Below are 24,361 nucleotides of genomic sequence, written 5' to 3'. Positions count from 1 at the left end.
AATTTGGCTTCCAAGTCACTCTATAAACAACAACATTTAAAACATTCAAAAACATTATACAAATGGCAGACGTAAAAGCATTGGCCGAACAATTAGTAGGCTTAACTGTTAAGGAAGTACAAGAACTGGCTGACGTACTGAAATCTGAGTACGGCATTGAACCTGCTGCTGCTGCAGTAGTAGTTTCTGGTGATGGCGGTGGCGGAGCTGCTGCTGCTGAAGAAAAAACTTCCTTCAACGTTATCCTGAAAAGCGCTGGCGCCAGCAAGCTGAACGTAGTTAAGATCGTAAAAGATCTGACTGGTCTGGGTCTGAAAGAAGCCAAAGAACTGGTAGACGGTGCACCGAAACCGGTTAAAGAAGGCGTTAACAAGGCTGAGGCAGAAGATCTGAAAGCTAAGCTGACTGAAGCAGGCGCTGACGTTGAGATTCAGTAATTCTTTGCTTAATTATACCTCTTTTAAGGTCAAAAGTGCATCCAGCACTTTTGGCCTTTATCCCTTTGGGAAAGTTGTCTTTTTTAGCACCTTTTGATGGTATATTGACGAAGAAATCTTAACTTCAAGGATTTACGTTGTGAAATTTAGCTCACAATTTTACAAGTCATATAACTGCTAACTTCGAATATGTCTCTAAAACAAGCCCAAGCAAACGAAAGAGTTAATTTTGGAAAGATCAAACAAGTGACTGAGACACCGGATCTGTTGGCTATCCAAATTCAATCTTTCAAGGATTTCTTCCAGTTAGAAACCACACCAGATAAGCGGAACAACGAAGGCCTTTTTAAAGTATTTAAAGAGAACTTCCCGATTACGGATACACGAAATATCTTTAATCTGGAGTTCCTGGATTACTTCGTAGATCCGCCGCGTTACACGATTGAAGAGTGTATAGAAAGAGGGCTTACCTACTCCGTACCGCTGAAGGCCAAACTGCGCCTGAGCTGTAATGATGAGGAGCACGTAGACTTCCAGACCATTGTACAGGATGTGTTCTTAGGGAACATTCCTTACATGACCCCGAGAGGAACTTTCGTGATCAATGGTGCGGAGCGCGTGGTTGTATCCCAGCTGCATCGCTCACCTGGTGTGTTCTTTGGACAATCCATACATCCGAACGGAACAAAGATCTACTCTGCCCGGGTGATCCCGTTCAAGGGCGCCTGGATGGAGTTTGCAACGGACATCAATAATGTGATGTACGCCTATATAGACCGTAAGAAGAAATTCCCGGTTACCACCCTGTTACGTGCCATTGGCTACGAAACAGATAAAGACATCCTGCAGCTTTTCGGCATGGCGGATGAGGTTAAAGCAGACAAAAAAAGTCTGGATAAATATGCCGGCAAAAAGCTGGCTGCCCGTGTGTTAAGAAGCTGGGTAGAAGACTTTGTGGATGAAGACACCGGTGAGGTAGTAAGTATTGAGCGTAATGAGATCATGCTGGAACGCGATAGCATCCTGGATGAAGCCAATATTGAAACCATTGTGGATATGGGTGTGAAAAGCGTGTTCGTGCAGAAAGAAGAGGTGAGCGGCGATTTCTCCATCATCTACAATACATTAAACAAGGACACATCTAACTCCGAGCTGGAAGCCGTTCAGCACATCTACCGCCAGCTGCGCGGTGCCGATGCGCCGGATGATGAAACCGCAAGGGGTATCATTGATAAATTATTCTTTTCCGATAAACGTTACGACCTGGGTGATGTAGGCCGGTACAAGATCAACAGGAAGCTGGGATTACCCACGCCCCTGGATATGAAGGTCCTGACCAAAGAAGATATCATTGCCATCATCAAATACCTGGTACAACTGACCAATGGTAAAGCTGAAATAGATGATATCGATCACCTGAGCAACCGCCGTGTACGTACGGTGGGCGAACAGCTGTACGCCCAGTTCGGCGTTGGTCTGGCCCGTATGGCCCGTACCATCCGCGAACGTATGAACGTGCGTGATAATGAGGTGTTCACCCCGGTAGATCTGATCAACGCCAGGACACTGTCCTCCGTGATCAACTCCTTCTTTGGTACCTCCCAGCTGTCACAGTTCCTTGACCAGACCAACCCGCTGTCTGAGATCACGCACAAGCGCCGTATCTCCGCACTGGGCCCCGGCGGTTTGAGCCGTGAAAGAGCCGGCTTTGAGGTGCGTGACGTACACTACAGCCACTACGGCCGCCTGTGTACCATTGAAACACCGGAAGGTCCCAACATCGGTCTGATCTCTACCCTGTGCGTACACGCCAAGGTAAATGATATGGGCTTCATTGAAACGCCCTACCGTAAAGTAAAAGACGGTAAGGTAGAAATGACCAAAGTACAATTCCTGAGCGCTGAAGAGGAAGACCTGGTGAAAATAGCCCAGGCCAATGCGGAGCTGGATGAGAAAGGCGCTTTTGTAAATGATAAGGTAAAATCCCGCGAAACCGGTGATTTCCCCATCCTGGACCGTGAAGAAGTGGAATACATGGACGTAGCTCCGAACCAGATCGTAGGTTTGAGCGCCTCCCTGATCCCCTTCCTGGAACATGATGATGCCAACCGTGCATTGATGGGATCAAACATGCAACGTCAGGCCGTACCGCTGATCGCTCCGGAAGTACCTATTGTAGGTACCGGTCTGGAAGCGAAAGCAGCCCGCGACAGCCGCCTGCAGATCACTTCTGAAGGTAAAGGCGTGGTAGAGTTTGTTGATGCCAACGAAATACATGTACGCTACGAGCGTGATGAGATGCAGAAGCTGGTGAGCTTTGAAGACGATCTGAAAATTTATCGTTTGACCAAGTTCGTTAAAACCAACCAGAGCACCTGTATCAACCTGCGCCCCTGCGTTAAGAAAGGACAGCACCTGGTAGAAGGCGACTTCCTGACCGAAGGTTATGCTACCCGTGGTGGTGAGCTGGCCCTGGGCCGTAACCTGAAAGTGGCGTTCATGCCCTGGAAAGGTTACAACTTTGAGGATGCCATCGTGATCTCTGAGCGTGTGGCACGTGAAGACCTGTTCACTTCCATCCACATTGATGAATATGAGCTGGAAGTACGTGATACCAAGCTGGGTGAAGAAGAGCTGACGCCGGATATTCCGAACGTGAGCGAAGAAGCTACCAAAGACCTGGATCAGAACGGTATTATCCGTGTAGGCGCCCATATTAAAGAAGGCGATATCCTGATCGGTAAGATCACCCCCCGCGGTGAATCTGATCCTTCTCCGGAAGAAAAGCTGCTCCGCGCCATCTTTGGTGATAAAGCATCTGATGCGAAAGACGCTTCCCTGAAAGCGCCCCCGAGCACAGAAGGTGTGGTGATTGACAAGAAATTGTTCAGCCGCGCCAAAAAAGATAAGAACTCCAAGACCCGTGAAAAAGCGGCGCTGGAAAAACTGGAAAAAGTTCACCAGAAGAACGAGGAAGACCTGCTGGAAGTGCTGATGAGTAAGCTGCTGGTACTGCTGAAGGATAAAACCTCTGCCGGTATCACCAACACCTACGGTGAAGTGCTGATCTCCAAAGGCTCCAAGTTCTCCCAGAAGAACCTGGCTAATGTGGACTTCCAGAATGTAAACCCGCTGGGCTGGACCACCGATGATACTACCAACGACCAGATCAACTGGCTGCTGCATAACTACAACATCAAGTACAATGAAGAGCTGGGCCGTTACAAACGCGAAAAGTTCAACATTTCAATTGGTGATGAGCTGCCTGCAGGCGTGCTGAAACTGGCGAAAGTATACCTGGCCAGCAAGCGTAAGCTGAAAGTGGGTGATAAGATGGCGGGCCGCCACGGTAACAAGGGTATTGTAGCCAAGATCGTGCGTGATGAAGACATGCCGTTCCTGAACGATGGTACTCCGGTAGACATTGTACTGAACCCGCTGGGCGTACCTTCCCGTATGAACCTGGGTCAGATCTATGAAACCGTATTAGGCTGGGCCGGTCTGAAGCTGGGTGTGCGTTTTGCAACCCCCATCTTTGACGGTGCCACTACAGAAGAAATAGCTGAATTTATTAACAAGGCTGCATTGCCCAGCTTTGGCCATACTTACCTGCACGACGGTGAAACCGGCGAGCGTTTCCACCAGAAAGCTACCGTAGGTGTGATCTACATGCTGAAATTAAGCCACATGGTGGATGATAAGATGCACGCCCGTTCTATAGGCCCCTACAGCTTAATTACTCAACAGCCGTTGGGTGGTAAGGCACAATTCGGTGGTCAGCGTTTTGGTGAAATGGAAGTGTGGGCTTTGGAAGCATACGGTGCATCCAACATCCTGCAGGAACTGCTCACTATTAAATCTGATGACATCGTAGGCCGTGCAAAAGCTTATGAAGCCATTGTTAAGGGCGACAACATACCGAAAGCCGGTGTGCCTGAATCCTTTAACGTATTGATACATGAGCTGCGTGGTCTGGGTCTGGACCTGAAGTTTGAATAAAGCTTTTAGCTATTGGCCGTTAGCAGTCAGCTATCGGCCAATAGCTTTGAAATAGTTGAGGAAACATATTTGCCAATAGCCAACAGCTAAAGGCTAACAGCTAAAAGCTAAATAAAGATGGCCATTAAGAAAGAAAATCGTCCTAAATCAAATTTTAGCAGCATTACCATCAGTCTGGCCTCTCCGGATGCAATCCTGGAGCGTTCTTACGGTGAAGTGCTGAAACCGGAAACCATCAACTACCGTACTTACAAGCCGGAGCGTGATGGTTTATTCTGTGAAAGGATATTTGGCCCTGTAAAGGACTATGAATGCTATTGCGGAAAATATAAGCGTATCCGTTATAAGGGTATTGTGTGCGACCGCTGTGGTGTGGAAGTAACGGAAAAGAAAGTACGTCGTGAAAGAATGGGCCACATCCGCCTGGTGGTGCCTGTGGTGCATATCTGGTACTTCAAATCCCTGCCGAATAAAATAGGCTACCTGCTGGGTATGTCGTCCAAAAAACTGGAAACTATCGTATACTATGAAAGATACGTGGTTATACAGGCGGGCGCCAAGCAGGAAAAAGGTATGAACTACGGCGACCTGCTGACAGAAGAAGAATACCTGGATATACTGGATACCCTGCCGAAGGACAATCAGCTGTTGCCGGATGAAGATCCCAACAAGTTCATTGCCCGCATGGGTGCTGAAGCGGTAGAAATGATGCTGGCCCGCATTGATCTGGACAGCCTTTCTTACCAGCTGCGTAACCAGGCTGCCACTGAAACTTCCCAGCAACGTAAGGCAGAAGCCTTAAAACGTTTGAGCGTAGTGGAAGCTTTCCGTGAAGCCAATACCCGTGTAGAGAACCGTCCGGAATGGATGGTGATGCAATACATCCCCGTAGTTCCGCCGGAGCTGCGTCCCCTGGTTCCCCTGGATGGCGGCCGTTTTGCGTCTTCTGACCTGAACGACCTGTACCGCCGGGTAATTATCCGTAACAACCGTCTTAAACGTCTGATAGAGATCAAGGCGCCTGAGGTGATCCTGCGTAACGAAAAACGTATGCTGCAGGAAGCCGTGGATTCCCTGTTCGATAACTCCCGCAAATCCAACGCGGTGAAGGCAGAAGGCGGCCGTGCCCTAAAATCACTCTCCGATGTGCTGAAAGGTAAGCAAGGCCGTTTCCGTCAGAACCTGTTAGGTAAACGTGTGGATTACTCCGGCCGTTCCGTTATCGTGGTAGGCCCTGAGCTGAAGCTGCACGAATGCGGTTTGCCGAAAGATATGGCTGCTGAGCTGTTCAAACCGTTCATCATCCGTAAGCTGATCGAAAGAGGTATCGTTAAGACCGTAAAATCTGCAAAGAAACTTGTTGATAGAAAAGAAGCAGTGGTTTGGGACATCCTGGAAAATGTGCTGAAAGGCCACCCGGTGATGTTAAACCGTGCTCCTACCTTGCACCGTCTGTCTATCCAGGCCTTCCAGCCCAAGCTGGTGGAAGGTAAGGCGATACAGCTGCACCCCCTGGTGTGTAGTGCGTTCAACGCCGACTTTGACGGTGACCAGATGGCGGTACACGTGCCTTTGAGCAACGCGGCCGTACTGGAAGCCCAGCTGCTGATGCTGTCATCCCATAACATCCTGAACCCGCAGAACGGTACGCCTATCACGCTGCCTTCTCAGGACATGGTGTTGGGTCTGTACTACATCAGTAAGGGTAAAAAATCTACTGAAACTGAAAAGGTTCAGGGAGAAGGTAAAGCCTTTTACTCTGCAGAAGAAGTGATCATTGCCTATAACGAAGGCAAGGCCGACCTGCATGCGCACATCAAGGTAAAAGCCTGGGTGCGTAACGTAGCAGCAGGCGTGCTGGAGCACAAGCTGATCGATACTACTGTAGGCCGTGTGATCTTTAACCAGTTTGTTCCAAAAGAAGCTGGTTATGTGAATGCGCTGCTGACCAAGAAATCACTGCGTGAGATCATCGGCGACATTATCAAATACACCGACATTCCGAAAACGGCCAAGTTCCTGGATGATATCAAGACGCTTGGATTCCGTACGGCCTTCCGCGGTGGTTTGTCCTTTAACATCAATGACCTGATCATCCCCGAAGTGAAACAGCACATGATCGATGGCGCTGCCTCTGAAGTGGATGAAGTGTGGGATAACTACAACATGGGTCTGATCACCAATAACGAACGTTATAACCAGATCATTGATATCTGGTCACGTGCGGATACCAAGGTAACGGAAACGCTGATACGCGAGCTGGCAACAGACAAGCAGGGCTTTAACTCTGTGTACATGATGCTGGATTCCGGCGCCCGTGGTTCCAAACAGCAGATCAAGCAGCTGGCTGGTTTGAGAGGATTGATGGCCAAGCCGCGTAAGAGTGGCTCTACCGGTTCTGAGATCATCGAGAACCCCATCCTGTCTAACTTTAAAGATGGTCTGAACGTATTGGAATACTTCATCTCTACGCACGGTGCGCGTAAAGGTCTGGCAGATACCGCGTTGAAAACAGCGGATGCCGGTTACCTGACCCGCCGTTTGGTGGATGTGGCACAGGACGTGGTGATCACAGAAGAAGATTGCGGTACCCTGCGTGGTATTGCCACTACTGCCTTAAAGGATAACGAAGAAGTGGTAGAACCACTGTACGACCGTATCCTGGGCAGAACTTCCCTGCACGACGTATTTGATCCGCTGAACGATGATGAGCTGATCGTAGCTGCCGGTGGAGAGATCACAGAAGAAATTGCACACCGTATAGAAGAAAGCGCAATAGAAACCGTAGAGATCCGCTCCGTATTAACCTGCGAAAGCCGCAGGGGCGTGTGCGTGAAATGTTACGGTAAAAACCTGGCAACCGGTTACCTGGCGCAGAGAGGTGATGCCGTAGGTATCATCGCCGCCCAGTCCATCGGTGAACCGGGTACACAGCTTACCCTGCGTACCTTCCACGTGGGTGGTGTGGCCGGTTCTACTTCAGTAGAATCTGCACTGCCAGCTAAGTTTGACGGTACCATACAGTTCGATGGCTTACGTACAACCACCTACGAAAATAACGATGGTGATAAAGTACAGGTAGTTATTGGCCGTACCGGTGAGCTGCGTATCATGGACGTTAAGAACGACCGTCTGCTGATCACCAACAACATTCCTTACGGTTCTACCCTGCTGGTTAAAGACGGGCAGAAAGTAGCCAAGGGAGATGTGATCTGCACCTGGGATCCGTTCAACGCCGTTATCGTATCTGAAATTGCGGGTTCCGTACGTTTCGATAGCATCATAGAAGGTATCACCTTCCGTGAAGAGGCTGACGAACAAACCGGTCACCGTGAGAAAGTGGTAATTGAAACCAAGGATAAGAACAAGATCCCATCCATCGTAATAGAAGGTAACAAAGAGGTGAAATCTTACAACTTACCGGTAGGTTCCCACATCGTAATTGATGAAGGGGAAACCGTAAGGGCCGGCCAGGTAATTGTGAAGATACCGCGTGTGCTGGGTAAGCTGCGTGATATCACCGGTGGTCTGCCGCGTGTAACGGAGCTGTTTGAAGCCCGTAACCCGAGCAACCCTGCCATTGTATCTGAAATAGATGGTGTGGTAACCTTCGGTAACATTAAACGTGGTAACCGCGAGATCATCATCGAAAGCCGCGAGAGCCAGGTGAAGAAATACCTGGTGCCTTTAACCCGTCACATCCTGGTACAGGACGGTGACTTCGTGAAGGCTGGTACTGCGCTGTCTGACGGTTCTATAACCCCGGCAGATATCCTGTCCATCAAAGGACCTTTTGCCGTACAGGAATACCTGGTGAACGAGATACAGGAAGTATACCGTTTACAGGGTGTGAAGATCAATGATAAACACATTGAAGTGATCGTACGTCAGATGATGCGTAAGGTAACCATCGAGGATCCGGGAGATACCCGCTTCCTGGAAGGCGATACCACGGATAAATTTGAATTCTTTGAAGAGAACGATAACATCTTTGACAAGAAGGTAGTAACGGAAGCAGGTGAATCTGCCAGCCTGAAAGCAGGCCAGATTGTGACCCTGCGCCAGGTGCGGGAAGAAAACTCCCTGCTGCGCCGTGCAGATAAGAAGCTGGTAGAATACCGCGATGCAAATCCGGCTACCTCCAGCCCGCTGCTGCTGGGTATTACCAAAGCATCACTGGGTACGCACAGCTGGATCTCCGCTGCGTCCTTCCAGGAAACCACCAAAGTACTGTCATCTGCAGCCATCAACGGTAAAACAGATGATATGCTGGGCCTGAAAGAGAACGTGATCACGGGTCACCTGATCCCGGCCGGTACCGGTTTGCGTGAGTTTGAGAATATGATCGTTGGTTCCAAAGAAGAATATGATATCCTGTCATCTTCCAAGGAAGTGTTCCAGTTTGATGAAGAAGAATAAACGAATCATGCATAAAAATGAAAAAGTCCTGCCAGTAACGGCAGGACTTTTTTGTGCGTAGTTATTGCATTAAAACGTGTTACTTTGCGTACAAGACTGTTATTACGAAATGAAAAAATGGATACGCCCTGCGTTGATCATATTCCTGCTGGCAGCCGCTGTGGCCTGCAGTAAAAACAGCGATTCCGACCTGCCGGATACCAGTGCCAGTGTACGGGTATACCAGTTTGTTGACAGCAATACCGCCCACTTTGACTTTAAGCTGGATACCGTTACCCTGGGCAGCAACCTGGGGTATGGAGATAACACGCAGTATAAGCAGTTCCGCGCACAGAAATACAGCTTTTACGTATATGCTGCCGGCAGCGCGGCGCCTATTCTGGGCGGGGAGCTGAACCTGCGTAATGGCAAACACCTGTCTGCACTGCTTTGCAGAAATCACCTGAATGTGCTGCAGCTGGTGGTTTTAGACGATGATCTTGCACCGCCCACTGTAGCGGCCAATGCCCGCATACGGGTGGTGAACCTGTGTGATACCTATTATGAGATAAGGGGGAGAAATAACCTGCAGCCGCTGTCTCTTGATTTCAGGATCCGCTGGGGCACTAATGATACTTTACGGATCTTTGACGGCATTGCATATGGCGCTGCCACCTCATCACCGGAAATACGGGCCAATCCTTACCAGATAGATTTTAATTTCCGTGATTCATCACTGGTGCTGGGTACCTTCCCGTTCCAGGCCGATTCCGGTAAGGTATATACCCTGGTTACCACCGGTACGGCTACGGATAAGACCCGCTTTAAAATGTGGAAACTGCAACACAACTGATACAACACCTTAAGGAAAAGTTAAATATCGCAAGAACTTGTACTGTAGCACGTTTCCGGCCAACGGATTTCAGTTTTATCTTTTTCCTTTCTGCTTTTTACCTTATTTTAGCCCTTCATATTTTAAACTATAGTTTCATCGGAGTTCAAAAATCCATTTATCAACATGCATAATGTTCAACAAACTGTGAAAAACGGATGCTTAGTTGTTCTAGCGACCGGCCTATTTGCAGCCTGCCAGCAGGGAGGAAAAAGCGCGAATACAAATACCACTGCATCACCGGCTACTACCAGCAGCACCAAAGCAGGCGACGCCGGCCCGCGGATAGCTTATGTGGATCTTGATTCTGTAGAAGCCCGTTATGAATATTTCAAAGCAAAAAAATCCGAGCTGGAAAAAAGACAGCAGGCTATTGATAATGAGCTGAAAGCCAATGTACGTGCGCTGCAGAATGAAGCAGCCGATTTTCAGCGCAGGGCCAATGCCAACCAGCTTACACAGGCAGAAGGCGAAACAGCACAACGTACGCTGATGGAAAAACAACAGCAGCTGGAAGCTAAGCGCCAGAACCTTTCCCAGCAATATATGGAGCAGGAAGCCAAGTTTAATGAAGACCTGCAAAAGCGCCTGGATGATTTTCTGAAAACCTTTAATGCAGATAAGAAATACTCCTTCATTTTCTCTTACCGTGCGGGCGCCAGCAACATTTTGTATAAAGATGAATCCCTGGATATTACCGCGCCGGTAATTGAGGGCCTGAACAAAGCCAACGAGGGAAAAACTAATTAATGATTAAAAATTAATAATTAATAAATTTGGTGCACTTGTGTATGTTTGAATAATAGTGCCTTTATCAAATTAATTATTCATTCTTAATTATTAATTACTTCTATCTATGATTGAAAACCAACAAGCGTCTTTCAAACCTAGTTTAAGTTTACTGGATGCTACTATGATAGTTGCCGGTTCCATGATTGGATCCGGCATTTTTTTGGTATCTGCTGAAATAGCCCGCAGTGTGGGCTCTGCAGGATGGTTTACCGTAATGTGGGTACTGGCCGGTATCGTAACTATGATAGCGGCGGTAAGCTACGGAGAGCTGTCGGGCATGTATCCCCGTGCCGGCGGGCAGTATGTGTACCTGCGCGAAGCCTATAATCCATTTGTAGCTTTTCTTTTTGGCTGGACCCAGTTCAGCGTAATTCAAACCGGCACCATTGCCGCCGTGGCAGTAGCTTTTGCCAAGTTCACAGCCTACCTGATACCGGCGGTGAGTGAGCAGCATATACTATGGGATGCCGGTTTTATGAAGGTGTCTGCTGCGCAGATCGTGGCCATCATTTCCATTATACTGCTCACGTATATTAATACAAAGGGTATACGGAATGGGAAGATCATTCAAACAGTGTTTACACTTGCCAAGCTGCTGTCTTTATTCGGATTGATCATTTTTGGTTTCCTGATAGGTGCCCGTGCAGAAGTATGGAACGCTAACTGGCAAAATGCATGGGGCACTTTCTCTATGCAGCAGGTGAACGGCCAAACTGTAACCACTATGCTTACCGGCATGGCGGTGCTGGGCGCTATTGCGGTATCTATGAAAGGTTCCCTGTTCTCCAGCGATGCCTGGAACAATGTAACCTTTATAGCCGCGGAGATCAAGCACCCGCAGAAGAACATTGGCCGCTCCCTGTTCCTGGGCACGTTGATCGTTACCATCATTTACGTAAGCGCCAACCTTATGTACCTTTCTGTACTGCCCTTAAATGAAATTGCTTTTGCTGCTAATGACCGGGTTGGGGTAGCTGCTGCAGAAAAGATCTTTGGCAACAGCGGATCGCTGATCATTGCTGTTATGATCATGGTCTCCACCTTTGGCTGTAATAACGGGTTAATACTGTCCGGCGCGCGCATTTACTATACCATGGCGCAGGACGGGCTGTTCTTTAAACAGGCAGGTTCCCTGAACCGTTACAGCGTACCGGAAAAAGGCATGTGGATCCAGTGCCTGTGGGCCTCCCTGCTATGCCTGAGCGGCCGCTATGGGGATCTGTTGGCGCTGGTGATCTTTGGTGTGCTGATCTTTTATGTGCTGACTATACTGGGTATTTTTATACTGCGCAAAAAACAACCGGCTGCACCGCGCCCCTACAAAGCGTTTGGCTACCCGGTGCTGCCTATGATATATATTGCGGTGGCAGTAGGATTGGCTTTGCTGCTGCTGGTGTTTGAAGTTAATTACACGCTGCCGGGCTTAGGAATAATCTTACTGGGCATACCTTTATACTATTGGGCTATGCGAAAAAAGCAGGCTTAAAATTATTTTGTTAATGAATTGTTATTGATGGTTGGCAAAGGCTATGGATACATAAGCAATTGCTAACCATTCTTTTTGGGTATAATTTACCCAATGCTAACACAAACGTTGTATAGAATCGACAAAAAAAACCTGCTCACTGCGGTATTTTTTACAGTGGGGTGGTTTAATTTGCACGTATAGCGTTCAAGGAACCCGGATAAAGTTAGCGTGAGTAGCCCTGTTTATTATAACACGTATGAAAAGAAAACCCGTTGCCTGCTTTAGTGATCCTGTTTATAGTAATAGTATCCTATGCGCAAGGTATATCTTATCATATCAGGCCTTCAACAGAATATAAATAATTACCAGTGCTGGTAGAATGTGTTGTTTGCTGTTAAGCATAAGATACCTGCATTGTAAAACATAAAATCATTTAAAACTTATAACTAGGTGGTTAAAAAAACGTGAAGGTATTCTAGCCCCAGAATAACCATTAAAAGCCTACACGATTTGCATTCTCGAACATTCACATGACAATCTTTTACAATAAGCGTAAGGTTTCCACCCTACGCTTTTTTGTTTTTGGCTAAAGCCGTGAGGTTGTTGCTTTTATTCTAATCATTATTCTACTCTTATCCTTCCTTTTTACTTTTTAACTTTTTACTTTCCCTCCGCTAATATTAACAAATTGTAAACTCCACTTTTGCCATTGGTATCAGCTGCTTTTGTGAACGTACTCTTTTCTGTATGCACATAGATAAAGAATTACTGGAAAAGTATTTTAAAGGCCGCTGTACGGCGGCAGAAGCAGCAGCAGTGGAGGCTTACCTGTTACAGGAAGCTACCCCTGAGATGGATGCATACCTGCTGGAAGCTTGGGAACAAACATCCCAAACCCCTATTATCCCTATACCGGCAGCTGCGCCACAGAAAGTAAAACCTTTATACCGCAGGTGGTATAGTGGTGCCGCAGCCGTGCTGCTTTTAATTGTTGGTGCGGGCGCATGGCTGTGGCAATCACAGCATGGTTTACAGGTACCGGCCCTGGTGCAGCAATGGGATACTATTTATAACAACGGCCGTAACATACGCCTGGTATCTATGCCGGATGGCTCCAGGGTATGGCTGAATGCCTATGCCGCCGTAGCTTATTCCCATGATTATAATAGCCAGGCGCGCGACCTGTGGCTAAAGGGCGAAGCTTATTTTGAAGTAGCGCAGGTTGCCGGTAAACCTTTTCGTGTACATGCCGGTGAGTTAGTGACCACCGCATTGGGAACGGCGTTTAACATTGCTACCGCTAACCATGCAGACAGCAGCATTGCAGTAAGCCTGCTATCCGGTAAAGTGTCTGTAAGCACTGCTGCATTCTCTTATGTACTGCAACCGGGCGAAGTATTATTATATAAAAAAGGTGCGCTGCCTGCACCCGCCACCCGCTTTAATACTGCCGCCACCCTTGACTGGAAAAGCGGGAAATTAATATTCGATAATGCCACTTTGGAAAATGCATTTGCCAAACTGCAAAGCCGCTATGGGCAAAGGATTATACTGGAAGATAACAAGCTCGCAAAACGGAAGGTATCCGGTTCATTTACCTCAAATGAATCGCTTGAGCAGATACTGACCACGTTAGAATATGTATATGGATTCTCATACCATCTATCCGGTGACAGCAGTGCTTATGTAGTAGAAGGAAAATAGTAAATAACCATTAGCTAAAATAATAAAGGGCACTGTAGAGACAGTACCCTTTAACCGGACACTTCCCGGTTAAGTATTCATTTTTAACTAAAAGCAAAACAAAAGTATGCAAAAATCTACAAACAGATTTTTTGACAGGGGTACTATGCAAAAACTAGCGGTTTCCCTGTTGTGTTTTTTATGCACCGGTACCTTACAGGCGGTGGCAATACAATCATATAAAGGGTTAACAGACAGGGTACACATTAACATGCAAAAAACAACGGCAAGGGCCGTAGTAAAGAATTTAGCGCAACAAACAACTTACACTTTTATTTACGATCCTGAATATTTGGACCAGTGCACACTGGCAGCAGTAAAGTTCCAGGATCAGCCTCTGGCAGACGTACTACACTACTTAGATGTATATGCCCCCATTGATATTGCCTATACCAACCATACCATTGCCCTGCGCAAAGGCAGGCAGGAAAAGGTAGCCGGCCAGGATAAAGGCCGTGTGAGCGGTAAGGTGGTGGATAATAAAAATGAACCGCTGCCGGGTGTTACCATCCAGGTATTGGGCGGTCAGGGTACCGTAACCAATGTGGATGGTACTTATGAGCTGCAGCTGGAGCCCGGAACGTATACGCTAACCTTCAGCTATATATCTTATGACACGCGTAGAATAACAGAAGTAACGGTAACAGAAAAAGGGGTAACACCATTGAATGTATCACTGAAGAGTGGCGGCTCCCGTTTGAAAGAAGTAACGGTGACTGCTAACTATAAACGCGCTTCTGTAGAAGGTTTATACGCCCTGCAAAAAAATAATGCAGCAATTACTGACGGTATCAGCGCAGAGCAGATCAGCCGTACACCGGATAAAAATATTGGAGAGGTGCTGAAACGTGTGAGCGGCCTTTCCACCATGGATAATAAATATGTAGTAGTGCGCGGCTTAAGCGAACGTTATAACCAGGCAGTGCTGAACGGGCAGATCATGCCCAGCACGGAGCTGAACCGGAAGAACTTCAGCTTTGATGTGATACCCTCCAATATTGTTGAGAATGTAACTGTAGTAAAAACCATTACGCCAGACCGCAGCGCAGAATTTGGAGGCGGCCTGGTGGAGGTAAATACGCTGGACATACCCACCACCAACTTTCTGAACATAAGCGCGGGCGGCAGCATTAACGATAAAACCACGGGTAAGGACTTTTTAACAATGAAGCTGGAAGGCAAGGAATACTTTGGCCAGGTGGCGGACCATCGCAAATTAATGGGCACGCTGAACTGGAAAAGCGAAACGGATATTCATAATAAATTCCTAGCATCCGGTAAGGATGCAAATGCCTTCAGCAATAACTGGGGTTTATACAACCTAAAGGCGCACCCCTCACAGAACTACCAGGTGTCTATAGGCCGGGTTATTCCCGGAAAAAAAAGTAACCAATTTGGCGTAGTGGCATCTGTAGGGTACAGGAACACACTTGCCACGCAGGATATACGGATGAGCCGCGATGGATTTGAGGGACAGCAGGATGGCCCTGCATCAGAATTTGCGGCGTATAATGGTCAGCGTTATGGGTTTACCACTAACCTGGGAGGCTTGCTGGGCGTAGGTTACAGGAATGAACGTAACCGTATTGGTTTTCAAAGCTTGTACCTGCGCACGCTGGATCAGCAGCTGATCATTGGCGCTGGCGTGAATGTACCGCGTGGTTATGCTTTAGGTTATTATGATCTTACTTCACAAACGGCCTTGTGGCAGAACCAGCTGAAAGGTGAGCATACCGTAGGTAATAGAGGCATTAAGCTGAAATGGTCAGGCAGCTACTTACGCCTGGACCGCCAGAAACCGGACAACCATCAGCTTACTACAGAATATATAAAAACAGATTCCAGCGCTTTAAACGAATACAGCATATTAAGCGCCACCAGTAATGGCATCAGCACCGGTGCGCTGCGCTGGTGGAGCCGTGCAAAGGAAAATAATTATACCTGGGATGCGTCTGCAGCGGTTCCTTTTCAGTTCAGCGCCGGCCGGATAGCCATTAGCAATACTTTTAAAGCAGGTTATGGCGGCTGGAGCAAAGACCGCTTGTTCTATGTGATCAATACCGGCGCTACTTTTGACAACCATGAAGGTTATTACCAGCCATTGGCCCAGGCTTTTTCTCAAGCTAATAATGCAGGTTTTGTTTACAGTCAGTTCAGTGATGATTTTCACCGCACTGCTACCTTACACGCGGTGTATGGTATGCTGGATAATAAGATCGGCGATAAGCTTAGACTGATATGGGGCGTAAGAGCAGAATACTATAACCTGAACAATGCTAATGCCGGCCTGGATTCCCTGGAAAACTGGATTAACCAGAGCCGTGGCGGATCAGGGGTGGATAAATATGATTTCACCGCATTGCGCAACCGGGAACCTAACTGGAATATTTTTCCTTCCGCTAACCTTACCTATAGTCTTACCCCTGCCATGAACCTGCGGTTAGCCTATGCTAAAAGTATTATCCGCCCCGATCTGCGGGAGCTGTCTTTCTTCCGTGAATATGATTTTGAATTAGGCGGCGCCTATGTGAGCGAGCTGGTAAAATCCACCATTGCGCATCACCTTGACTTCCGCTACGAGTGGTATCCCGGGGCAGGCGAGTTGATATCCTTCTCTTTATTCTACAAGAAGTTTGATTATCCCATGGAGATCTATGCGGATGAGCAAAGCGGCGGCATATTCGTATTGCGTAATAACAAAAATGCAAAGAACTACGGCCTGGAGGTAGAAGCGCGTAAATCGCTGGCATTTACAAAAGTGCCGGTGCTGCAAAACATAACACTGTATGGCAACTTCACGGCGCTGGATGCACGCGTAACGCCTATGACCGTTAACTATAATGGTGTAGATCCGGATAATGCGCTGAAGGTGATACCTAATGAGCAGGTATTAAAAGAGGAGAAAAGGCCGCAGACAGGCGCCAGCAATTACATTGTAAATGCCGGCATCTATTATGACACGAAACCGGTTTCCCTTAGCCTGGTATATAATTACGTGAGCAACCGCATGTTCCGTCCGGATAAATCTTACCAGTTCTCTCTTTTCGAGCGTCCCTTAACAGCTTTAGACGGGCAGGTAGCGGTACGTTTCTTAAAACAGCGGGCAGAGGTAAAACTGAATGTCGGCAATATCCTGAATAGTTTTTCCGTGGTGTATCAGAACCGTTATGATGATGACCAGGCTGTTAACAACGGAGAAAAGGATCCTTCTACCAAACAGCTGTTATACCAGTCGGGAAAGGATGTTATTAATTACGAAGCGCGGCCCGGCCGCACCTATAGCACTACTTTGAGCTATAAATTCTAAGCATACGCGTAACAGTTATATATCCTGATCAGGTATTCATTTTTAACCTTAAAAGCTAAATCATGAAAAGGAAACCCTTGATTTTAACCCTGGCCACGGCCGCTTTTGCAGGAGTTGTATTGGTGAGCTCCTGTAAAAAAGAAGGCCAGCCTATTGCTGACCGTTCAGTATCTGCTACCCAGATCATTCCCACGAATCCTTTAAGCGGCGTATTGGGTACAGGTCATGCCATTAAAGACACTATCCACCTGACCAGCTCCGTAGCCTGGCATCTGAGTGGCCTGGTGTATGTTGATTCATCTGATGTGTTGATCATTGATGCCGGCACTACTATTCAGGGTGACAAGAGCACCAGTTCAACTGTTCCCGGTGGCGGCCTGGTAGTAACCCGTGGCGCAAAAGTACTGGCACAGGGTACTGCTACCAGCCCTATTATTTTCACATCTAACCAAACGGCGCCGGCTTCCGGCGACTGGTCCGGTATTATCCTGCTGGGTAATGCATCCACTAACCACAGCGGCCGCGTACAGGTTGAGGGTATTCCCAGCAATCCCCCGGCTGACGCTACTTATGGTGGTTCGGTAGGCACCAACGACAACGACAACTCAGGTATCCTGCAGTATGTACGTATCGAGTATGCCGGTTTTGAGCTGTCAACCGACAATGAGATCAATGGTTTAACCCTGGCCGGTGTAGGCCGTGGTACCACACTGGATTTTATTGAAGTGTACAAATCAAAAGACGATGCTTTTGAATTTTTTGGCGGTACGGTAAATGCTTCCCACCTGATCTCCGTAGATGCATTGGACGATATGTTCGATACAGACAATGGTTACAGGGGTACCATCCGTTATGCTTTAGGCCTGGCTGATACCACCCGTGCAGACAAGAGCCAGTCTAACGGTTTTGAAAGCGATAACAACTCAACCGGTAGTACTGCTACGCCCATTACACACCCGGTTTACCGCTACATTACTATCGTTGGTTTACCCAACCAGGCAAGGGCTTCCATCACCAATGGCCAGCCTTCCGGCACCGGTTTATATGGCCGTGGCGCACAGCTGAGAAGGAATGCTGAATTTGATATTGACAGCGCTATTTACCTGGGCTACAGATATGGTATTTCCCTGGATAGCGCGCTGGGTACTACCCGCGATAAGTTCTACGCCGGTACTTCTGTGCTGAAACACAGCTTTGTACATGCGTATGTTAAACCTTTCGTAACTGAAAGCGCCGGTAACCCTGTTACAAATGTAGGCTTCAATGCAGCAGCCAACCAGTTCACCATTTTTGCTACTTCAGCTACAAATGGCAATACTGGCTTTACTACTGCTAACCCGAATGCCAACATTGGTCTGGCTAATCCGTTTGTTCGTCCGGCTACCGCTACCAACGCGGCTAACTGGATTCCCGGATCACTGAATGCTTCCCGCACTGTGGGTGCCTTCCCTGGCCGTGTGGACTGGACTTCAGGCAGCAGCGGCTGGCTGAGATGGTTATAATCAATTTCATAACACCTGTAATAACGTATAAGGCCCGGCCTTATACGTTATTACTTCAAAAAAGATATCAAATTACATTATGCGATTATTTACATATTCCATTATTACTTTTATAATTATTTCCGCCTTATCCTGTAGTAAAGGTGAGCTGCCGGAAGAACATTTTTTTGGTAAAGTAGATGTTACACTGGCGAACTTACCCAACACGCCTGATGTGGACCTGTACTTTGATGGAAAGAAAATAAACAGCATTGAACCTTCCAACACCTCCGTAAGCGTGGTGTTACCGGCCGGCAGATCCGGCAAGCTGGCATTTTATAAAGCCAGTACAGATTCACTGATAGCAGACAGCATGATCACTGTTTTACCGAATGCCGCCATTGCCCTGAAACTGGCGTACAGTGAAGCCATTGGGTTAAAAGGATTTGTAACCAGCACGCCGGTATCGCCGGACTCCCTGGCCATGCAGATATTTGAAACGCTGAGCGATACCTATTTCCCTTATGAAAAGCTGGATCTGCATATTATTTATGTAAACAACGAAACCGGTAACCTGGATGAAACAGGTTTTGTGCTGAAAGGATTAACGAAGGGAACCCTTTACCCTCAAACTATTGTGCTGCCATTAAATGATGCCAGCGGAATGCCGATCACCTATGGTGGCAGATTTGTAAACAGTGAAACCGGTGCGCCGGTAACACAACCGGATGGCGTTACGGATATTTTTGCATTGCCGGTAGACCCGGGAAAATTTTATCTGCTGAATATACATGATGATCCCTCCGGCAGCTTTTACCCGGAAGTGATCAATCTCTAATATAAAAGTTACTATGCAACACCGGTCCGTTAAATATAAAAGCTGGTTATGGTCTCTTTTTTACGGGGGCTGTACCCTGGCAGCTATAATGCTTGCCGGCTGTGAAAAGGAGCCGGTGGCTGCTGCAGCAAATGTAGGGGTGCAAACCATTCCTTTACATGATACCCTTCGGAAAATAATTACAGAGAATATATTGCTCACAAACAATCATCCCTGGTATATAGAAGGCTGGGTGTATGTAAGCAATGAAGCTACTTTACACATTGAGCCGGGCACCGTTATAAAAATAATTACACCACTATCTGCATATGGTAAAGAAAGCGGTGGCGGTTTGGTAATAACCCGCGGCGCAAAGATCGTAGCAGAAGGATTGCAACATTTACCTGTGCTTTTCCGGTTAAATGATACCACCTGTAACACAGGCTGGAAAGGTATTATACTTTTAGGCAAGGCGCCGCAGACCGGTGCAGGTAAAGTACTGGAAAATATAAGCTCCCTCACCGGCAGCACCGGCCTGGCTTATGGCGGGCATGAGCCGGAAGACAGCTCCGGGATAATGCGCCATGTACGCATGGAAGGTATGGAGCTATTATTAAGAGGTACCGGCAGCAGAACAGTAATAACTGATATTACCATACAACCAACAGGGAATAAACCTTATCATCTTAAAAAGGTTTCACTACCATAATGGTTTAACAGCAATAAACAACGTAAGCAATTTGAAAACCCTGTTTATGAGAAAACAAATTCTGATGATTCCTCCATCGAAATGCAGCGTGCGCCGTATCTACGGTGTACAGTTTTAAGATCCATTGTTTGTTACCATCCCAAGCTTTCCCTGATCTGATACTACTGATTATTTATTGCCTGCAAGAGAAAGGCCTACCGCGCATATATCATATCTATATCCAGTACTTTTATTTTCTGAACAAGGCTGCCGGCAGTCTTACCACATTCCTGTCTGCCTGTTGCTGCCTGGTATCAAAATATACCCGGGGGCTTATCTGCGGCGCCGGCGCTGTTTGCCGTCCATTGCCGTTTAAGATAGAAATAGCCCTTGCAATGAGGGGATCAGTATTATCGCCCACCGGCGACAGGGGTTGTTTGCTTAATTCATCAACAATGTATTGCGGGGTAAGTCCGTTGGTGTAACCACCTTCTCCTTTGGAGTTAGCCAGGTTGTAGCTGATGGGCATCAGCGTCCAGGGAATGCGCTTGGGTGTGCGAAGGTACTGTATGATGATGGCGCCTTTATCTTTACCAAAAGTTTGCTGCCCAATGAGATATACCTGCATGTAAGGCCGGAGATTATTGATCAGCAGCTCCGCTGCAGATGCAGTTTGGCTGCCGCATAAAATAAATACCCTTGACAAAGAAAGGCGTGCAGGTTCCAGTGAGCTGAATGCAATAGGACCGCCTGATTCAGGAACGGATAAAGCAGATGTAAATGAAACAATGCGCTGTCCCAGGTTGCTGTTACCGCTGTATTTTACAAAACCGCTTTGCCCGGTAATACCGGGTGCTATTAAAGCAGCCAGCATGGCAGCAGCAGCTACGCTGCCACCGGGATTGTAACGCAGGTCCAGGATCAGCTCATTTGCGCCGCCTGTTTTAAAATCCTGGAACACGCCTTTTACGGCCGTGTTATAACCATCATTAAAATAGTTATAGAACAGGTAAGCCACTTTACGGCCATTCACGATGCGTATGCCCTGCCCGTAAATAGGATTTTCACCCAGCGATTGCGCCGGCAGGGTAACGGCTGTATCTTCTTTTACTGTAGCACCGCTTACAGTGGCCAGCGTAAACGTACCGGAGGACTGCTGCAGTAAGTTTTCACTGAGGGTAGCTGCATTACTGCTGCTAACTATTGTACCGTTAATACGTGTAAAATAATCACCCCGCCGTAATCCCAGCATTGCAGCGGGCGAGCCTTCCAGCACAAGCTTGATGACCCCGACAGCACCTGCAGGTGCATTGGGGAAGGATATAACGGTGAAGTCTATACCAAAATTATATAGCATGTATTTAGGATAGGAGGACAGGTCATTAGGGTCATAGATAAAAGAAAACCGGTCATCCTTATTCTTCAGCGAATTAAAATAAGCCACGGCTCCCGGCTGGGTATCCGCCTTAGCCGGTAAGGAGCTGCTCCACAAATAGAAATAACGCATGCTGTCCAGGATCCAGCTATTGGTTTCTTTTTGGGTAACTGGTCCGGTGGGAGCAGGCGGGGGAGCAGGGTCTTTTTTGCAGGCATTTACCAGCAGTACGGCTGCGGCAAATACTGCCAGTTTGGACAAAAGGTTATGTTGAGGCATGCGTGGAAGTTTATTTGGTTTCTATGTTATAATGCATCAGCATTTCCCTGCGGATAAACTGCAGTGCCAATGCCAGGTGGTTACGTACAGTGGAGGGGGACAGGCTGAGCTGGTCTGCGATCTCTTTATGACTATGGCCTTTGTCGCGGCTAAGCAGATAAATGTTGCGGCGCTGTTCCGGCATTTTATCGATCACTTTCTGGATTTGCTGCCAGAATTCTTTTCGCATCAGCAACATTTCTTCCCGGTTATCAGCAGGGTGAACCGGCTGCCGGGACGACATTTGGGCCAGCGTTTGTTTTTCACGGTATAATTTACGGGTTTCATCCACCACAATATGTTTGGTGAATACAAATAACAGGGGAAAAACATCTTGTCCCGCTTCTATCTTGTGAATATTTTCCCAAAGCCTGATGAAACACTGCTGGGTAATTTCCTGCGCACGTACCGCGTCTTCTGTCAACTTATATGCGAACCGGAACACTTTATCGTGGTTGACTTCAAACAACTGCTGAAAGAGCGCTTTTGACGGGTTATCAGACATAGCTTATGCATTAGCGATTTGCGACTTTAAATGTAGAAAGAATATGTTACTACAATGTTAAGAGTGTGGGCGAAGCCCACAGACCACAGTCCACGGTCCACTGCCTTTTGCGCACGTGTAATTCATCAAGTAAAGGCAGGTAATGTTGTCAGTCCATGGACCATAGCCGATGGTCCATGGCAGTGTGCAACGGGATGAATGTATCGTTGTAATGAAAAAGCAACCTGCCTTTTTTAATATTTTACATAGTGTAGTATGCTATGGACTATGGACCGTGGTCCATGGACTAATTTTTTTATCTTTACCGGATGTTTACAGAATTATGCAACCAGGTATTTAGCCAGAGCATCAAGGATTATCATGTGAAAAATGATGTGCACCAGGATATCGTAAATCCCTACGAAAGCAGCAGCATTGAACACCTGCTGTACCTGAAGAACTGGATAGATACGGTGCAGTGGCACCTGGAAGATATTATCCGGGATCCGGCCATTGACCCGGTTAAAGCGCTGGAGATCAAACGCTGGATAGACCGCTCTAACCAGGAGCGTACGGATGTAGTGGAGTATATTGACAGCTATTTCCTGGAACGCTATAAAACGGTGCAGGCAGCTCCTGAAGCAAAGATCAATACAGAAAGCCCGGCCTGGGCGGTAGACCGTTTATCTATACTGGCGCTGAAGATCTACCATATGCTGGAAGAGGCTACCCGTACAGATGCCACGCCGGAGCACCGCGCTGCCTGCCAGCGTAAGCTGGACATTTTACTGGAACAGCGCCGCGACCTGAGCACCGGTATTGAAGACCTGCTGACAGATATTAGCACCGGTAAAAAATATATGAAGGTGTACCGGCAAATGAAAATGTACAATGATCCTTCCCTGAACCCGGTATTATACAGCAGCCGTAAGTAAGCCGCATGCAACAAACCATTCTCGTGCTCCGTTTTTCTGCTTTGGGTGATGCCGCCATGACCATTCCTGTAATGCGACAGGTGCTGGCGGAAAACCCTGCAGTGAATATTGTTTTTGTTTCCAACAAGAACTGGGGGGCTTTGTGTAAGGATATTCCCCGTCTTACTTTTTTTCCGGCCGATCTCAAAGGCAGGCATAAAGGTGTACCGGGTTTATACGGCCTGTTCCGCGAGATCCGCAAACAGCATCGCATACATGCGGTGGCCGACCTGCACCAGGTGCTGCGCTCCAAAATAGTGCGCACTTTTTTCCGTTTCAGCGGTGCGCCGGTAGCTGTGATAGATAAAGGCCGTGCAGAAAAGAAAGCGCTCACCCGCCAGGAAAATAAGATCTTACAACCACTTACCACTACTATTGAGCGTTATGCGGCTGTTTTCCGGCAGCTGGGGCTGCGGTGCAATATGTCACAGGCGCAGGTAAAAGTAGCGCCCCTGCCCTTAAATGACCGCATTACGTCCATTACCGGGCCTGTAGTACCGGGTAGCTGGATAGGACTGGCGCCCTTTGCCACCTACAGAGAAAAAATGTACCCGCTGCAAAAAATGGAGCAGGTGCTGGCGCAGCTATCGCAGCATAAAGTGCTGCTTTTTGGCGGCGGTGCAGCAGAGGTAGAGCAGCTGACCGCATTAGCAGCCCGCTATCCCAATACCGTAGTAATAGCCGGCCGTTTTACGCTGGAGGAGGAGCTGGCCATTATCAGCCACCTGAGGCTGATGATCAGCATGGATTCTGCCAACATGCACCTGGCCTCCCTGTTCGGCGTGCCGGTAGTGTCTGTTTGGGGCGCTACCCACCCTTTTGCCGGTTTTATGGGCTTTGGCCAAACACTGGACCGGGCCGTGCAGATCGATAACCTGGAATGCCGCCCCTGTTCTGTATTCGGGAATAAACCCTGCTTCCGGGGCGACCATGCCTGTATGGAGTGGATAACACCGGAAAGCGTGCTGGAAAAAATAGGGCAGGTGTTGTATAAGTGATTGATTATGTGCGGGTAAAAAAATGAGCAAGATATTTTTTGAAGTAATAAAAAAAAGGCTAATTTTGCCATCCCAAATCATGGAAACATGATGTCCCATAGTATAATGGTAGTACGACAGATTTTGGTTCTGTTTGTCTAGGTTCGAATCCTGGTGGGACAACTTGATAGGACTCAGCGGAATTTTTCTC

The 24,361-nt window shown here is 47.6% G+C and carries 15 protein-coding genes and 1 tRNA gene; 14 read left to right on the top strand and 2 right to left on the bottom strand.

The annotated features are described in order from the left end of the window. Positions 1-62 precede the first annotated feature (62 nt). The 11 genes from rplL to BMZ54_RS30620 all read left to right on the top strand — a co-directional run bounded on the left by rplL (position 63) and on the right by BMZ54_RS30620 (position 20,043). The gene (gene rplL / locus BMZ54_RS30670; RefSeq protein WP_089920786.1) at positions 63-437 is read left to right on the top strand and encodes a 50S ribosomal protein L7/L12; all 375 of its coding nucleotides are present in this window, start codon (positions 63-65) and stop codon (positions 435-437) included. A 189-nt stretch (positions 438-626) separates the two neighbouring features. Continuing rightward, positions 627-4,436, top strand: coding sequence for a DNA-directed RNA polymerase subunit beta (gene rpoB / locus BMZ54_RS30665; RefSeq protein WP_089920784.1), 3,810 nt, complete (start codon positions 627-629; stop codon positions 4,434-4,436). 117 nt (positions 4,437-4,553) lie between these two features. Beyond that, positions 4,554-8,855 carry a DNA-directed RNA polymerase subunit beta' gene (gene rpoC, locus BMZ54_RS30660; RefSeq protein WP_089920782.1) on the top strand — a complete coding sequence of 1,434 codons (4,302 nt, stop codon included), beginning with the start codon at positions 4,554-4,556 and terminating at the stop codon, positions 8,853-8,855. 109 nt (positions 8,856-8,964) lie between these two features. Further along, the gene (locus BMZ54_RS30655) at positions 8,965-9,687 is read left to right on the top strand and encodes a DUF4397 domain-containing protein (RefSeq protein WP_089920780.1); all 723 of its coding nucleotides are present in this window, start codon (positions 8,965-8,967) and stop codon (positions 9,685-9,687) included. A gap of 186 nt (positions 9,688-9,873) precedes the next feature. Then, positions 9,874-10,476, top strand: a complete 603-nt coding sequence (locus BMZ54_RS30650) for an OmpH/Skp family outer membrane protein (protein ID WP_162277721.1) — start codon at positions 9,874-9,876, stop codon at positions 10,474-10,476. 106 nt (positions 10,477-10,582) lie between these two features. Continuing rightward, positions 10,583-12,004 carry an APC family permease gene (locus BMZ54_RS30645; protein ID WP_089920776.1) on the top strand — a complete coding sequence of 474 codons (1,422 nt, stop codon included), beginning with the start codon at positions 10,583-10,585 and terminating at the stop codon, positions 12,002-12,004. A 729-nt stretch (positions 12,005-12,733) separates the two neighbouring features. Beyond that, complete coding sequence (locus BMZ54_RS30640; protein WP_089920774.1) at positions 12,734-13,690, top strand: FecR family protein; 957 nt, start codon at positions 12,734-12,736, stop codon at positions 13,688-13,690. A gap of 106 nt (positions 13,691-13,796) precedes the next feature. Further along, positions 13,797-17,036, top strand: a complete 3,240-nt coding sequence (locus BMZ54_RS30635; protein ID WP_238386735.1) for a TonB-dependent receptor — start codon at positions 13,797-13,799, stop codon at positions 17,034-17,036. Positions 17,037-17,098: 62 nt separating this feature from the next. After that, positions 17,099-18,538: a hypothetical protein gene (locus BMZ54_RS30630; protein ID WP_089920772.1), complete on the top strand. Its 1,440-nt coding sequence runs from the start codon at positions 17,099-17,101 to the stop codon at positions 18,536-18,538. A gap of 79 nt (positions 18,539-18,617) precedes the next feature. Further along, positions 18,618-19,355: a hypothetical protein gene (locus tag BMZ54_RS30625; protein WP_089920770.1), complete on the top strand. Its 738-nt coding sequence runs from the start codon at positions 18,618-18,620 to the stop codon at positions 19,353-19,355. Positions 19,356-19,368: 13 nt separating this feature from the next. After that, positions 19,369-20,043 (top strand): hypothetical protein, encoded by a 675-nt coding sequence (locus BMZ54_RS30620; RefSeq protein WP_089920768.1) that lies wholly within the window; start codon positions 19,369-19,371, stop codon positions 20,041-20,043. Between the two features lie 229 nt (positions 20,044-20,272). On the opposite strand, the gene BMZ54_RS30615 is transcribed toward BMZ54_RS30620, so the two are convergent. After that, positions 20,273-21,676, bottom strand: coding sequence for a S41 family peptidase (locus tag BMZ54_RS30615; RefSeq protein ID WP_089920766.1), 1,404 nt, complete (start codon positions 21,674-21,676; stop codon positions 20,273-20,275). A 10-nt stretch (positions 21,677-21,686) separates the two neighbouring features. Continuing rightward, entirely contained in the window at positions 21,687-22,220 is a 534-nt protein-coding gene (locus BMZ54_RS30610; RefSeq protein WP_089920764.1) for an RNA polymerase sigma-70 factor, read from the bottom strand. A 308-nt stretch (positions 22,221-22,528) separates the two neighbouring features. On the opposite strand from BMZ54_RS30610, the gene BMZ54_RS30605 reads away from it, so the two are divergent. The 3 genes from BMZ54_RS30605 (at position 22,529) to BMZ54_RS30595 (ending at position 24,333) form a co-directional block, all read left to right on the top strand. Next, positions 22,529-23,134: a DUF4254 domain-containing protein gene (locus BMZ54_RS30605; protein WP_089920762.1), complete on the top strand. Its 606-nt coding sequence runs from the start codon at positions 22,529-22,531 to the stop codon at positions 23,132-23,134. Positions 23,135-23,139: 5 nt separating this feature from the next. Next, positions 23,140-24,171 carry a glycosyltransferase family 9 protein gene (locus tag BMZ54_RS30600; protein WP_089920760.1) on the top strand — a complete coding sequence of 344 codons (1,032 nt, stop codon included), beginning with the start codon at positions 23,140-23,142 and terminating at the stop codon, positions 24,169-24,171. A gap of 91 nt (positions 24,172-24,262) precedes the next feature. After that, positions 24,263-24,333, top strand: a tRNA-Gln gene (locus BMZ54_RS30595). Positions 24,334-24,361 lie beyond the last annotated feature (28 nt).

The organism is Chitinophaga rupis, from assembly GCF_900109685.1.
GTDB classification, from domain to species: Bacteria; Bacteroidota; Bacteroidia; order Chitinophagales; family Chitinophagaceae; genus Chitinophaga; species Chitinophaga rupis.
The sequence above is the reverse complement of the archived record's forward strand: the minus strand, read 5'-3'. Positions and strand labels throughout refer to the sequence as shown.

Coding starts and splice junctions, on each gene's coding strand:
- rplL (WP_089920786.1), top strand. CDS start 63: ATGGCAGACGTAAAAGCATTGGCCGAACAATTAGTAGGCTTAACTGTT.
- rpoB (WP_089920784.1), top strand. CDS start 627: ATGTCTCTAAAACAAGCCCAAGCAAACGAAAGAGTTAATTTTGGAAAG.
- rpoC (WP_089920782.1), top strand. CDS start 4,554: ATGGCCATTAAGAAAGAAAATCGTCCTAAATCAAATTTTAGCAGCATT.
- BMZ54_RS30655 (WP_089920780.1), top strand. CDS start 8,965: ATGAAAAAATGGATACGCCCTGCGTTGATCATATTCCTGCTGGCAGCC.
- BMZ54_RS30645 (WP_089920776.1), top strand. CDS start 10,583: ATGATTGAAAACCAACAAGCGTCTTTCAAACCTAGTTTAAGTTTACTG.
- BMZ54_RS30640 (WP_089920774.1), top strand. CDS start 12,734: ATGCACATAGATAAAGAATTACTGGAAAAGTATTTTAAAGGCCGCTGT.
- BMZ54_RS30635 (WP_238386735.1), top strand. CDS start 13,797: ATGCAAAAATCTACAAACAGATTTTTTGACAGGGGTACTATGCAAAAA.
- BMZ54_RS30630 (WP_089920772.1), top strand. CDS start 17,099: ATGAAAAGGAAACCCTTGATTTTAACCCTGGCCACGGCCGCTTTTGCA.
- BMZ54_RS30625 (WP_089920770.1), top strand. CDS start 18,618: ATGCGATTATTTACATATTCCATTATTACTTTTATAATTATTTCCGCC.
- BMZ54_RS30620 (WP_089920768.1), top strand. CDS start 19,369: ATGCAACACCGGTCCGTTAAATATAAAAGCTGGTTATGGTCTCTTTTT.
- BMZ54_RS30615 (WP_089920766.1), bottom strand. CDS start 21,676: ATGCCTCAACATAACCTTTTGTCCAAACTGGCAGTATTTGCCGCAGCC.
- BMZ54_RS30610 (WP_089920764.1), bottom strand. CDS start 22,220: ATGTCTGATAACCCGTCAAAAGCGCTCTTTCAGCAGTTGTTTGAAGTC.
- BMZ54_RS30605 (WP_089920762.1), top strand. CDS start 22,529: ATGTTTACAGAATTATGCAACCAGGTATTTAGCCAGAGCATCAAGGAT.
- BMZ54_RS30600 (WP_089920760.1), top strand. CDS start 23,140: ATGCAACAAACCATTCTCGTGCTCCGTTTTTCTGCTTTGGGTGATGCC.